The sequence below is a fragment of the Modestobacter sp. SYSU DS0875 genome (assembly GCF_054050915.1).
Window position 1 is genome coordinate 1 of sequence record NZ_JBJHAH010000017.1, and the last position, 12,916, is coordinate 12,916.

Sequence of the window (12,916 nt, forward strand, 5' to 3'; positions counted from 1 at the left end):
AGCACTCTCGATGTCAATCAACCAAAGGAATCCCCAACCCAATCGCAGAACGACCAGGCCGAATGGGGGTTTAACTATATGGCACTGACTTTCGGCACGCTGTTGAGTTCTCAAGGAGCGGACGCGCACGAAACCCAACCGAATCTCTTCGGCCCTCGTTCGTGGCGGCTTGTCCTACGTTACGCCGTGCACGGCTCGCTGTCACACCCGGGGGTCTGACCTTGCGGCTCCCGGCCCCTTCGGCCCGGTCTCGCTCGGCGCAGAAAGAAAGTTACGTGGCCGGAGGGGGCTCGTCAAACCGCAGGTGGCCATCTGGTGCACGTTCCGCCTCCCATGGGACGGGTTGCACGACGAAAGTCCTGGTCGGCGGCGTGCGGTCGGCGCAGGATTGCGAGCCAGGTCACGCCGCGCGAGGGCGTTCGAGCGCCTCAGGCGCCCCGCGAGCACCACGGGGGGGTGCTCAGAGGCCCAGCAGGGACTCGATCCCGACCGTCAGGCCGGGGCGGTTGCGGACCTCGCGCACGGCCAGGAGCACGCCGGGCATGAAGGACGCCCGGTCGTACGAGTCGTGCCGCAGGGTCAGCGTCTCCCCCGCCGCGCCCATCAGGACCTCCTGGTGCGCGACCAGTCCGGTCAGGCGGACCGCGTGCACCGCGATGCCCTCGACGTCCGCGCCCCGGGCACCCGGCAGGGAGTCCGAATCGCGGGTCGCGTCCGGTGCCTCCGGGACACCGGCCGCCCGCCGGGCCGCAGCGACCAGGCGGGCGGTGCGCGCCGCGGTGCCGGACGGGGCGTCGACCTTGGCCGGGTGGTGCAGCTCCACGATCTCCACCGAGGGGAAGAACCGGGCGGCCTCCTGGGCGAAGCGCATGAGCAGCACGGCACCGATGCCGAAGTTCGGCGCGATGAGCACACCGAGATCGGGCTTGGGCTCCAGCCACTGGGCGATCGTCGCCAGCCGTTCCTCGTCGAAGCCCGTGGTTCCCACCACGCAGTGGATGTTCTGGTCGATGCAGAAGCGGATGTTCTCCATGACCGAGTCCGGGCGGGTGAAGTCCACGACCACCTGTGCGCCCGCGTCTGCGACGTTGAACAGCCAGTCCCGCTCGTCGACCATCGCGACGAGCTCCATGTCCTCGGCCGCGTCGACGGCACGGCACACCTCGGTGCCCATCCGCCCCCGTGCGCCCAGCACGCCGACCGGGATGAGCGGAGCCTCCCCGGCGGGGGCCTCGGGGGCGGACACGGTCGCGGTGGGGGGTGTGCTCACCCCGCGATGCTCACCAACCCGGCCGCCCGGCGCAAGGCGGCCCACCCGGCGGCGGCAGATCAGGCCACGGTCGCGCGGCGCCGGCGGGTGAACGCCGTCCAGGCCGCCAGGCCGAGGACCACCCCGACCACGTCGGCGAGCAGGTCGGCCACGGAGGCGTCCCGGCCCACCAGGTCGGTCGCCTGCAGCAGCTCGCTCACCGCGGCGTAGAGCACGAGCGCGCCGGCCAGGACGGCACGACCGATGCCCGCCCACCGTCCGCTGCCCGCCAACGCAGCGAAGAGCAGCAGGTGGACCAGCTTGTCCACGCCGGGCGGGCTGTCCGGCACGTCGGAGGGCGGCGCGAACAACACCGCCAGGGAGACCAGGACGGCGACGGCGAGGACGCCCCGGGACATGGCGCCGTGCACCCGAAGCGGTGAGGACAGCACTCAGCCCAGGAGCGCGTCGAGGTCGCGCTCGCGGTACGGGCCCACGACGGCCAGGCAGGTGGGGCGGGTCAACAGGTCGGCAGCGACCGACCGCACCTGCTCCTCGTCGACCGAGTCCAGCCGCTCCAGCACGGTGCGGACCGGCAGGTACTCCCCGTAGGAGAGCTCGCTCTTGCCCAGCCGGCTCATCCGCGAGCCGGTGTCCTCCAGGCCGAGCACCAGGCCGCCCTTGAGCTGCCCGCGGCCACGGGCCACCTCGTCGCTGCGCAACCCGCCGGTGGCCACCTCGGCGAGTTCCGCACGTACCAGTCGGAGGACCTCCGGCACCCGCTTGGGTGAGCACCCGGCGTACACCGAGAAGGTGCCGGTGCCGGCGTAGTGGGTCAGCGACGAACCGACGCTGTACACCAGCCCGCGGTTCTCCCGGACCTCCTGGAACAGCCGCGAGCTCATCCCCCCGCCGACGGCGGCGTCGAGCACCGCCGCGGCGTACCGGCGGTCGTCGAGCCGCGCGAGGCCGACGCTCCCCAGCAGCAGGTGGGTCTGCTCGGTCCGCCGGTGGATCAGGCCGGCCGGGCGGGCCGGCCCGTCCGCCCGGACGTCGTCGCCCGACCGCAGCGGGTCCGGTCCCCCGCTCCCGGTCAGCCGGTCGCCGAACGCCGCGCTCACCAGGTCCACCACCTGCTGGTGGTCGACACGTCCCGCGGCCGAGACCACGATCGAGGGAACCTGATACCGCGAGCGGTACCAGCCGTCGACGTCGTCGCGGGTCAGCGCCTCGATCGACTCGATGGTGCCGAGCACCGACCGGCCCAGCGGGGAATCGCCGAACAGGGTCTCCGAGAACAGGTCGTGCACGGCGTCGGCGGGCTCGTCGTCGCGCATGGCGATCTCCTCGAGCACCACCGTGCGCTCGGACTCCAGGTCCGGGGCGGTGTTGAGCGCCTCGGTGACCAGGTCACCGAGGAGCGTGACCGCCAGCGGCAGGTCGCTGGCGAGCACGTTCGCGTAGTAGCAGGTGTGCTCCTTGGCGGTGAAGGCGTTCATCTCACCGCCCACGGCGTCCATCGCCGTGGCGATCTCCAGTGCCGTGCGGCTGCGCGTGCCCTTGAACAGCAGGTGCTCGAGGAAGTGCGAGGAGCCGCCCAGCGCCGGGCTCTCGTCCCGGGATCCGACACCGACCCAGATGCCCAGGGTCGCCGAGAGGACACCCGGCATGGACTCGGTGACCACCCGGAGCCCCCCGGGCAGCTCGGTGCGCTCGACGGTGCCTCCGACCTCGTCGACGTCCAGCACCCGCGTCGTGCCGGCGGCGAGACCGGCCGGGGCCGGGACGGACGCCGCAGCGCCCGTCCCGGCCCCGGTCAGGCCGTCCGAGGTGGTCACGCCTCCGCGGGCGTGGCGTCGGCGGCCGGAGCCGCGTCGCCGGCGGCGGCCGCGTCACCCTCGGCGACCGGCACCAGGCTGATCTTGCCGCGGGCGTCGATGTCGGTGATCTCCACCTGGAGCTTGTCCCCGACGTTCGCGACGTCCTCGACCTTGGCGATCCGCTTGCCGCCACCCAGCTTGCTGATGTGCACCAGGCCGTCCCGGCCCGGCAGCAGCGAGACGAAGGCACCGAAGGCGGTGGTCTTCACCACGGTGCCGAGGAACCGCTCGCCGACCTTGGGCAGCGTCGGGTTCGCGATCGCGTTGATCCGGTCGACCGCGGCCTGGGCCGACGGGCCGTCGGAGGCGCCGACGTAGATCGTGCCGTCGTCCTCGATGGTGATGTCGGCGCCGGTCTCGTCCTGGATCGCGTTGATCATCTGGCCCTTCGGGCCGATGACCGCGCCGATCTTGTCGACCGGGATGCGCACCGTGGTCACCCGCGGGGCGTACGGGCTCATCTCGTCGGGGCCGTCGATCGCCTCGAGCATGACGTCGAGGATGTGCAGCCGGGCCGCGCGGGCCTGGGTCAGTGCACCGGCCAGGACGTCGGAGGGGATGCCGTCGAGCTTCGTGTCCAGCTGGAGGGCCGTGACGAAGTCCTTGGTGCCGGCGACCTTGAAGTCCATGTCACCGAAGGCGTCCTCGGCGCCGAGGATGTCGGTCAGCGCGACGTACTCGGTCCTGCCGTCGACCTCGTCGGAGACCAGGCCCATGGCGATGCCGGCGACCGGGGCCTTCAGCGGCACACCGGCGTTGAGCAGGGCCAGCGTCGAGGCGCAGACCGAGCCCATCGAGGTGGAGCCGTTGGAGCCGAGGGCCTCGGACACCTGGCGGATCGCGTAGGGGAACTCCTCGCGGTCGGGCAGCACCGGCAGCAGCGCGCGCTCGGCCAGCGCGCCGTGCCCGATCTCGCGGCGCTTGGGCGAGCCCACCCGGCCGGTCTCACCGGTGGAGTACGGCGGGAAGTTGTAGTTGTGCATGTACCGCTTGCGGGTGACCGGGTTCAGCGTGTCCAGCTGCTGCTCCATGCGGAGCATGTTCAGCGTGGTGACGCCCAGGATCTGGGTCTCGCCGCGCTCGAACAACGCCGAGCCGTGCACCCGCGGGAGGACCTCGACCTCGGCCGACAGCGGTCGGATGTCGGTGAGGCCGCGGCCGTCGATGCGGACCTTGTCGCGCAGGATGCGCTGCCGCACGACCTTCTTGGTCACGGCGCGGAAGGCGCCGGAGAGCTCCTTCTCCCGGCCGGCGAACTGCTCGGCGAGCGAGGCGATGACCTCGTCCTTGAGCGCGTCGGTGGCGTCGTTGCGCTCCTGCTTGCCGGCGATGGCCTGCGCCTGGGTCAGCCGCGCCAGGGCGGCGGACTCGACGGCGGTGTAGACGTCGTCCTGGTAGTCGAGGAACCGGGGGAAGTCCGCGACGGGCTTGGCGGCCTTGGCCGCCAGCTCGCTCTGCGCCTGGCACAGCGCCTTGATGAAGGGCTTGGCGGCCTCGAGGCCCTGGGCCACGACCTCCTCGGTCGGGGCGGTGGCGCCCCCGGCGACCAGCTCGACGGTCTTCTCGGTGGCCTCGGCCTCGACCATCATGATCGCGACGTCGCCATCGGGCAGCACCCGGCCGGCCACGACCATGTCGAAGACGGCGTCCTCGAGCTCGGCGTGGGTCGGGAAGCCCACCCACTGGCCGTTGATCAGCGCCACCCGGGTGCCGCCGATCGGGCCGGAGAACGGCAGGCCGGAGAGCTGGGTGGAGGCCGACGCGCCGTTGATGGCGAGCACGTCGTACAGGTGGTCGGGGTCCAGGGACAGGACCGTGATGACGACCTGGACCTCATTGCGCAGGCCCTTGGCGAAGGTCGGGCGCAGCGGGCGGTCGATCAGCCGGCAGGTGAGGATCGCGTCCTCGGACGGGCGGCCCTCGCGGCGGAAGAACGAACCGGGGATCTTCCCGAGCGAGTACATCCGCTCCTCGACGTCCACCGTGAGCGGGAAGAAGTCGAACTGCTCCTTGGGCTGGCGGCCGGCCGTGGTGGCCGACAGCAGCGTGGTGTCGCCCATGGTGGCGACGACGGAGCCGGCGGCCTGCTTCGCGAGGCGGCCGGTCTCGAAGGTGACGGTGCGGGAGCCGAGGGCCCCGTTGTCGATCACCGCGGTCGCGGTGTGGACGCCGTCCTCGGCGTCGAAGTCGGCGATCTCTGTGCTGGGTGCGGACATCGTGTCCTCTTCCTACGTCGCATACGGCGACGTCCTCTTCGCGGCGGGCTGCGCCGGCTCTCCTCCGGGGCGACCGGTCTTCGATCGAAGCTCCCGGGTGTCGTGTGCCCGCACCGGGTGCGGGCCGAACGTGCCCGGGGGCCACTACCGAGGACCGGCCCGCTGGTGGGGGACGGCAGACCGCCGGTGGGCCCGTGCGGCGGGTGCCGCACGAGTGAGGGGACCGTCCCGGTGTGCGGGAGCGGTCCCCTCGGTGGTGCTAGCGGCGCAGGCCGAGCCGCTCGATGAGCGAGCGGTACCGGTTGATGTCGGTCTTCGCCAGGTAGTTCAGCAGCCGCCGGCGGCGGCCGACCAGCAGGAGCAGGCCCCGCCGGCTGTGGTGGTCGTGCTTGTGCATCTTGAGGTGCTCGGTCAGGTCGCTGATCCGTCGGGTCAGCATCGCGACCTGCACCTCGGGGGAACCGGTGTCGTTCTCGACCGTCGCGTACTCGGTCATGATCTGCTTCTTCGTCGCGCTCTCCAGCGCCATGGTGCCTCCAGGGCAGGTCACGTGTGGCCCCCGGTCTGTGTCACGGGGGCAGCATGCACACACGTCGGTCACCCGACGTCCGTGCCAAGGTTACACACCGGTCACGGCCGACGCCCACGGCCCGTCAGGTCAGGCCCAGCACCGCACGGGTCCGGGCGACGTCCTCGGCCATCGCCACGAGCAGTTCCGGGACGCCCGGGAAGGCGGTCATCGGGCGCAGCCGCTCGGCGAACTCGACCCCGACGTGCTCGCCGTAGAGGTCGCCGTCGAAGTCGAGCAGGTGCGCCTCGACGGTGCGCCGAGCGCCGGCGAACGTGGGGTTGGAGCCCACCGAGATCGCCGCGGGGTGCCGGGCCCCGCTGGCCCCGGTCTGGTGGTCGCGCAGCACCAGGTGCCCGGCGTAGACACCGTCGGCCGGGACGGCGGTGTGCGCCGGGCTCTCCACGTTGGCCGTCGGGTACCCCAGCTCGCGGCCCCGCCGGTCCCCGCGCACGACGATCCCGTCGACCCGGTGCGGCCGGCCCAGCGCCAGCGCCGCCGAGGTCATGTCGCCGGCGGCCACGCAGGCGCGGATGTAGGTGGAGGAGATCGTGACGTCGCCACCGCCGGCCGGGTCGGGCGCCTGCGCGACGCTGGCCAGGTCGACGCCCTCGACGCTGAACCCGAACCGGCGGCCCTCCGCGGTCAGGGTGTCCACCGTGCCGGCGGCCTTGTGCCCGTAGGTGAAGTTGCGGCCGACGACGACCCGCGCGGCGTGCAGGTGCTCGACCAGCACGGTGTGGGTGAAGTCGCCGGGGTCGAGCCGGCTGAACTCCTGGGTGAAGGGCAGCACGCACATCGCGTCCACGCCGAGGGCGGCCACCAGCTCGGCCTTGCGATCGGCCGAGGTGAGGATCGCCGGGTGGGACCCGGGGCGGACCACCTCCGACGGGTGCGGGTCGAAGGTGAGCAGCAGCGCCGGGCGGCCCATCGCTCGGGCGCGGGCCACCGCGGCACCGATGAGCTGCTGGTGCCCCCGGTGGACCCCGTCGTACATGCCGATGGTCACCACCGTGCGCCCCAGGTCACCGGGCGTGGCGTCCAGCCCGCGCCAGCGCAGCACGTCGCTCCCCCGTACCGGCCGGCTCAGGAGGCGGCGGGGACGCGGTGCAGCCAGCCGTGGGCGTCGGCCACCCGGCCGTGCTGGACGTCGAGCAGGTGCTCGCGCAGCCGCATGGTGAGCGGGCCGGGCTCGCCGTTGCCGACGACGAAGTCACCGGTGCGCGCCTTGACCGAGCCGACCGGGGTGATCACCGCGGCGGTGCCGCAGGCGAAGGTCTCGGTGATCGTGCCGTCGGCCACCCCGGCCCGCCACTCCTCGACGCTGAACTTCCGCTCGGTCACGGTGTGCCCGAGTTCGCGGGCGACGGTGACCAGTGAGTCACGGGTGATGCCGGGGAGCAGCGTGCCGGTGAGCTCGGGGGTGACCAGCTCGGCGTCGTCGCCGGCGCCGAGGACGAAGAACAGGTTCATCCCGCCCATCTCCTCGACGTACTTCTTCTCCACGGCGTCCAGCCACACGACCTGGTCGCAGCCGGCGGCGATGGCCTGCTCCTGGGCCAGCAGGCTGGCGGCGTAGTTGCCGGCGCACTTCACGTCGCCGGTGCCCCCGGGAGCCGCGCGGATGTAGTCCTCGGAGAGGTAGACCGACACCGGGTGCACGCCGCGCGGGAAGTAGGCACCGGCCGGGCTGGCGATGACCACGAAGAGGTACTCGTGCGCCGGCCGGACGCCGAGGAAGGGCTCGACCGCGAGCTGGTACGGGCGCAGGTAGAGCGTCTGGTCGGGGCCGGTGGGCACCCAGTCGCGGTCGGCGTCGACCAGCGCGTCGACAGCGGTGAGGAAGGCGTCCTCGGGCACCGGCGGCATGGCCAGCCGGCGGGCGCTGCGGGCGAAGCGGGCGGCGTTGGCCTCCGGGCGGAAGGTGGCCACGCTGCCGTCGGGCTGGGCGTAGGCCTTGAGCCCCTCGAAGATCGACTGGGCGTAGTGCAGCGCGGCGGCGCTCGGGTCGAGCTGCAGCGGCGCGTAGGCGGTGAGCCGGGCGTCGACCCAACCCTCACCGGCCCGGTACCGGGCCACGAACATCGAGTCGGTGAAGTGCCGCCCGAAGCCCGGGTCGGCCAGCACGGCGGCGCGTTCGACGGTGGGCCGGCGCGGCACGTCCTCCGCGACCACCGGCACGCCGTCGGTGAAGACCCGAGCGGAGGTACGGCTGTCGGCGAGCGTGTCGGTCATGGCTCCCACCTGCTGGTGCTCGTGCTGGCGCGGTGCCCGGCGGGTGCCGGGCCGCCCCGTCACCCTAGTCCGCAGCTCCCGTGCGGCCAGTGGCACCGGGGCGGCCCACCCCACGGACGGGGGGAGCTCAGCTCTTCTCGCCGTGCGGGCCGGAGGACTGGACGACCTCGTAGCTCCACAGGTGGTTCTGCGACCGCTCCGCGGCGGGGGCCAGCGTGTCGCCACCGCCGGCGTGGGCACGGTCGAAGTCCTGGCTGGACTGCCAGGCCTGGTAGGCCTCCTCGCTGGTCCACCGGGTGTAGACGAGGTAGGCATCGGTGCCCTCGACGGGGCGCAGCAGCTCGAACCACTCGAAGCCCTCGGTGGTCTCCACGGCGCCGGCCCGGCCCCGGAACCGCTCCTCGAACCGCTCGCGCTTGTCCTCCGGCATGGTCACCACGTTGATCTTCACGACGCTCATGCCCCGCATCCTGCCCGTCCGGCCGGGAACCGACACGCCGGGTGCGCCGGACTGCGGCCGCGGACCAGCGTCCGCGCACCACCGACCTCGGGTTCGCCCGCCTCGGCCCGGACCGGACCGCCCGGACCGGCACCCCGAGGTCGCCTACGCGTCGGGCCGCTCACGCCCCGGAGCGTGCCACCGCGGTCAGGCCTGCGGGAAGCCCACGGCGACGCGGGCGACCGGGCCGGCGTCCTCGACCAGGGCGACCAGCCGTCCGTCCGGGGCGACCGCGGCGTGCAGGCCGGGCGTGCCGGTGGCGGGCACCCGCTGGCCGTACCCGAGGGCAACGGCTTCCTCCGCGGTGAGGTCCCGGACCGGGAAGACCGCACGGGCGGCGTCGGCCAGCGGGAGCACGCCGGGGCCGCTCCCCCGCTCGCCCAGCGCCCCGGCCGCCTCCTCGACCGGCCGGGCCTGTCCGGTGCCGAAGGGCCCGGACGACGTGCGCCGCAGTGCGGTCAGGTGCCCGCCGACGCCGAGGGCCGCCCCGACGTCCCGGGCGATCGCCCGGATGTAGGTGCCGGTGCTGCAGGAGACGGTGATCTCGACGTCGACCAGGTCCGGGGTCGGCCGGGTCACCCGGTGGACGTCGATGGCGTGCACGGTGACCGACCGGGCGGCCAGCTCGACCTCCTCACCGGCCCGCACCCGGTCGTAGGAACGCCGTCCGTCGACCTTGACCGCGCTGACCGAGGAGGGCACCTGCTGGAGGGGGCCGACCTGGGCGGCCAGGGCGGCCCGCACGGCGTCCTCGGTGACCCCGGCGGCCGACGTGGTGGCGGTGACCTCCCCCTCCCGGTCGTCGGTCACGGTGGACCGGCCCAGCCGGAGGGTGGCCTCGTAGACCTTGTCGGAGCCGGCCAGGTGACCCAGCAGTCGGGTCGCGGCCCCCACCCCGAGCACCAGCAGGCCGGTGGCCATGGGGTCGAGCGTGCCGGCGTGGCCGACCTTGCGCACCGACAGCACCCGGCGGGCGCGGGCCACGACGTCGTGGGAGGTCATGCCGCCGGGCTTGTCGACCAGCAGCAGGGACGGCGGGACGTCGGCATCCGGTCTCTTCGGGCTCATCCGACCTCCTCGCCGGCGCGCGTCGGCCGGCTTCGCCGGGCTGCTGTGCCCATCGGTCCGCTCACACCCTCACCGTCTCACCCAGCCAGGCGCTGCCCCGCACCCGCCAGCCGACCGCGACCAGCCGCAGCACGATGAACAGGGTCAGCCCGGTCCACACCCCGGTCAGCCCCCACTCCAGCCAGCCCGACAGCAGCGACAGCGGCACGAAGCCCACCAGCGCCGAGCCGACCGTGACCGTGCGCAGCCAGGCGACGTCACCGGCGCCCATGAGCACCCCGTCGAGCGCGAAGGCCGCGCCCGCCAGCGGCTGCATCAAGGCCAGGAACCACCAGACCACCTCGGTCTGGGCGAGCACCGCGGGGTCGTCGGTGAACAGCCCGGGCAGCACCGGGCGCAGCAGGAGCAGCAGCCCCGCCACGAGCACGCCGGTGCCGAGACCCCAGCGGAGGACCCGGGTCGCTGTGCGGCGGGCACCCGCCGGCCGGGCGGCGCCGAGGGCGTGGCCGACCAGGGTCTGCGCGGCGATGGCGTAGGCGTCCAGCACCAGGGCGAGGAACAGCCACAGCTGCAGGGCGATCTGGTGGGCCCCCAGCTGTGCGGTGCTCGCGCGGGCCACGACCGCTGCCGCCGCCGCGAACGCCAGCTGCAGCACCGCCGCCCGCACCAGCAGGTCCCGGCCGAGCACCAGCTGACCCCGCAGCGCCGCGGAGCGGGGGCGCCAGTCGATCCCGTACCGGGCCACCTCCCGGGCCAGTGCCCAGCCGAACAGCGATGCGGCGACGGCCTGACCGGTCACGTTCGCCACGGCGGAGCCGACCAGGCCCAGGCCGGCCGCGTGCACCAGCAGGGGGCACAGCACCAGGCTGACGAGGCTGCCGGCCAGCACGTAGCCCATCGGCCGGCGGAGCTCCTGCACGCCGCGCAGCCAGCCGTTGCCGGCCAGGGCGACCAGGAGCAGCGGCAGGCCGGCGCTGGCCACCCGCAGCCACTGCTCACCGGCGGCGGCGACCGGCCCGGCACCGCCGGCCATCAGCCGGGTGAGCGGCCCGGCCAGCAGCTGGAGCAGCATCGCGCCCCCCAGGCCGAGACACCCGGCCAGCCAGGTGGCCTGGACCCCCTCGGCGACGGCGCCGGGCCGGTCCCCGGCGCCCGCCCGTCGGGCGGCGCGGGCGGTGGTGCCGTAGGCGAGGAAGTTCAGCAGTCCGGCGACGACCGCCAGGACGCCACCTCCGACGGCCAGGCCGCCCAGGGCGACCGTGCCCAGGTTGCCGACCACGGCGGTGTCGACGAGCAGGTACAGCGGCTCGGCGGCGAGCACGACCAGCGCGGGCGCCGCCAGCGACGGGATGCTCCGCTCGGCCGCGGGCGGGCCGGCCTCGGTCATGCCCGGTCGAGCTCCGACCGCAACTGGTCGACGGTGCCCTCCAGGTCGAGCGCGGAGGTGTACCCGGCGGCCGCGCGGTGCCCGCCGCCCCCGAGAGCGATCGCGACCCGGGACACGTCGGTGGCGCCCCGGGAGCGCATGGAGACCACCCAGCTGCCGTCGTCGTGCCCCTTGACCACAGCGGCGACGTCGGCCTCGGCGGTGGCCCGGACCACGTCGACCAGCGCCTCGAGCTGGTCGGCGGCCAGCCCGTGCCCGCGCGCCTCGGCCGCGGTGGCCCAGGTCCACACCAGGCCCGCGCCGACCCCGGTCTCCAGCCGGGCCCGGCCGGTGACCTGGGACAGCAGACCCAGCCAGCCGAAGGGCGCGGTGTCGAACAGCCGCCGGCTGATCGCGGCGTGGTCGATGCCGGTGCGCAGCAGCCGCGCGGCCAGCTCGTGGGTGCCGGGGGCGGTGTTGCCGAACCGGAAGGACCCGGTGTCGGCGGCCAGCCCGGCGTACAGGCAGGTGGCCAGCTCCCGGTCCAGCGCGACGTCCAGCCCGTCCAGGATCTCGGCGACCAGCGCGACGGTCGCCGCGGCGTGCGGCTCGACCAGCCGCACCTGGCCGAAGCCGCGGTTGCTGGCGTGGTGGTCGACGACCACGGACCGGCCGGCGGACTCCAGCCGCTGAGCGAGCTCGCCCAGCCGGCCGGGTGAGGCGGCGTCCAGGCTCACGAAGACGTCGACCGCGGCCGGCACGGTCGCCGGGTCGGTCAGCCGGTCGGCGCCGGGCAGCCAGGCGAGCGAGTCGGGCAGGGTGAACGGGGCCGGGAAGGTGGGGACCACGCGGGCACCCCGCCGGCGCAGCCCCTCGGCCAGGGCCAGGGTGCTGCCCAGCGCGTCGGCGTCGGGCTGCACGTGCCCGGAGAGCACGACCGTCGCGCCCCCGTCGGCCGCCTCCGCCAGCACCCGCACCGCGGCCGCCAGCGGGGCGGAGACGGTGGCGGTCACGGGGTTCCGTCAGGCCCGGGGTCGGCGTGCGGGGGCTGCTGCGGCTCGGCGGAGATGTCGCCACCGCCGACCGGGTAGGTGCTGCCGTCGTCGGGCTCGTCGGCGGCGATGCTCGGGACCTCCCCGATCTCCCCGCGCTTGCCGCCCGCGGTCGGGTCGCCGGTGGCCGGCTCCTCCCGCCCGCCCAGGGTCACCCGTGGCTCGTCGGGGCCCTCGGGGTCGATCGGGTCACTGGTCTCGGTCACGAGGCGCTCCGGGGGGTCGCCGGCGCGTCGGCCGGGTCGGTGAGCTCGGGGGTGTCGTCGTCCACGGCGCCGTCGGCCTCGCGGTCGTCGCCGTCCTGGTCGTCCTGGTCGTCCTCGTCGACGGCGGGACGGCGGTACGGGTCGGCCTCGCCGGCGTACTGGGCGCCCTCCCGGGCGCGCGCCAGCTCGGCGTCGGCCCGCCGGACGCGCTCGAGGGCCTCCTCGAGCTCCCGCGCGGTGTCCGGGACGATGTCGGCCACGAAGGTCAGCGACGGCACGAACTTGATGCCGGTCTGCTTGCCCACGGTGGACCGCAGGACCCCGGTGGCGCTGGCCAGCGCCGTGGCGGAGTCCTCGACCTCCTGGGCGTCGCCGTACACGGTGTAGAACACCGTCGCCTCACGCAGGTCGCTGGTCACCCGCGCGTCGGTGATGGTGACCATCCCCAGGCGCGGGTCCTTGATCTGCGTCTCGATGGTGGCGGAGACGATCTGGCGGATGCGCACCGCCAGCCGTCGTGCCCGGGCCGGGTCAGCCATCTCGGATCTCCTGGTTCGTGGGATGGAGCGGCCCCCTC

The 12,916-nt window shown here is 74.1% G+C and carries 14 protein-coding genes; 1 reads left to right on the forward strand and 13 read right to left on the reverse strand.

What is annotated here, in order from left to right:
- On the forward strand, positions 1-219 hold a 219-nt coding region (locus tag ACI79Y_RS12000), incomplete at its 5' end, for a hypothetical protein (protein ID WP_457158704.1).
- A gap of 241 nt (positions 220-460) precedes the next feature.
- On the opposite strand, the gene dapB is transcribed toward ACI79Y_RS12000, so the two are convergent.
- The 13 genes from dapB to rbfA all read right to left on the reverse strand — a co-directional run bounded on the left by dapB (position 461) and on the right by rbfA (position 12,878).
- Positions 461-1,270 (reverse strand): 4-hydroxy-tetrahydrodipicolinate reductase, encoded by an 810-nt coding sequence (gene dapB / locus ACI79Y_RS12005; protein ID WP_457158705.1) that lies wholly within the window; start codon positions 1,268-1,270, stop codon positions 461-463.
- 59 nt (positions 1,271-1,329) lie between these two features.
- Positions 1,330-1,668: a VanZ family protein gene (locus ACI79Y_RS12010; RefSeq protein WP_457158706.1), complete on the reverse strand. Its 339-nt coding sequence runs from the start codon at positions 1,666-1,668 to the stop codon at positions 1,330-1,332.
- 33 nt (positions 1,669-1,701) lie between these two features.
- The gene (locus tag ACI79Y_RS12015) at positions 1,702-3,087 is read right to left on the reverse strand and encodes a M16 family metallopeptidase (RefSeq protein ID WP_457158707.1); all 1,386 of its coding nucleotides are present in this window, start codon (positions 3,085-3,087) and stop codon (positions 1,702-1,704) included.
- On the reverse strand, positions 3,084-5,345 hold the full coding sequence (locus tag ACI79Y_RS12020; protein WP_457158708.1) for a polyribonucleotide nucleotidyltransferase: 2,262 nt from the start codon (positions 5,343-5,345) through the stop codon (positions 3,084-3,086). The genes ACI79Y_RS12015 and ACI79Y_RS12020 overlap by 4 nt, the downstream gene beginning before the upstream one ends.
- 259 nt (positions 5,346-5,604) lie before the next feature.
- The gene (gene rpsO, locus ACI79Y_RS12025) at positions 5,605-5,874 is read right to left on the reverse strand and encodes a 30S ribosomal protein S15 (RefSeq protein ID WP_029339129.1); all 270 of its coding nucleotides are present in this window, start codon (positions 5,872-5,874) and stop codon (positions 5,605-5,607) included.
- Positions 5,875-5,998: 124 nt separating this feature from the next.
- Complete coding sequence (locus ACI79Y_RS12030) at positions 5,999-6,976, reverse strand: bifunctional riboflavin kinase/FAD synthetase (protein WP_457158709.1); 978 nt, start codon at positions 6,974-6,976, stop codon at positions 5,999-6,001.
- A gap of 23 nt (positions 6,977-6,999) precedes the next feature.
- A complete protein-coding gene (locus ACI79Y_RS12035) occupies positions 7,000-8,148 on the reverse strand; it encodes a branched-chain amino acid aminotransferase (RefSeq protein ID WP_457158710.1) in 1,149 nt (382 codons plus the stop codon).
- Between the two features lie 127 nt (positions 8,149-8,275).
- Positions 8,276-8,608, reverse strand: coding sequence for an antibiotic biosynthesis monooxygenase family protein (locus ACI79Y_RS12040; protein WP_457158711.1), 333 nt, complete (start codon positions 8,606-8,608; stop codon positions 8,276-8,278).
- Between the two features lie 186 nt (positions 8,609-8,794).
- A complete protein-coding gene (truB, locus tag ACI79Y_RS12045) occupies positions 8,795-9,715 on the reverse strand; it encodes a tRNA pseudouridine(55) synthase TruB (protein WP_457158712.1) in 921 nt (306 codons plus the stop codon).
- A 61-nt stretch (positions 9,716-9,776) separates the two neighbouring features.
- Entirely contained in the window at positions 9,777-11,102 is a 1,326-nt protein-coding gene (locus tag ACI79Y_RS12050; RefSeq protein ID WP_457158713.1) for an MATE family efflux transporter, read from the reverse strand.
- On the reverse strand, positions 11,099-12,094 hold the full coding sequence (locus ACI79Y_RS12055) for a DHH family phosphoesterase (RefSeq protein ID WP_457158714.1): 996 nt from the start codon (positions 12,092-12,094) through the stop codon (positions 11,099-11,101). Before ACI79Y_RS12055 ends, ACI79Y_RS12050 begins: the two co-directional genes overlap by 4 nt.
- Positions 12,091-12,339 (reverse strand): hypothetical protein, encoded by a 249-nt coding sequence (locus tag ACI79Y_RS12060; RefSeq protein WP_457084699.1) that lies wholly within the window; start codon positions 12,337-12,339, stop codon positions 12,091-12,093. Before ACI79Y_RS12060 ends, ACI79Y_RS12055 begins: the two co-directional genes overlap by 4 nt.
- Positions 12,336-12,878 carry a 30S ribosome-binding factor RbfA gene (gene rbfA / locus ACI79Y_RS12065; protein ID WP_457158715.1) on the reverse strand — a complete coding sequence of 181 codons (543 nt, stop codon included), beginning with the start codon at positions 12,876-12,878 and terminating at the stop codon, positions 12,336-12,338. The genes ACI79Y_RS12060 and rbfA overlap by 4 nt, the downstream gene beginning before the upstream one ends.
- Between the last annotated feature and the right edge of the window lie 38 nt (positions 12,879-12,916).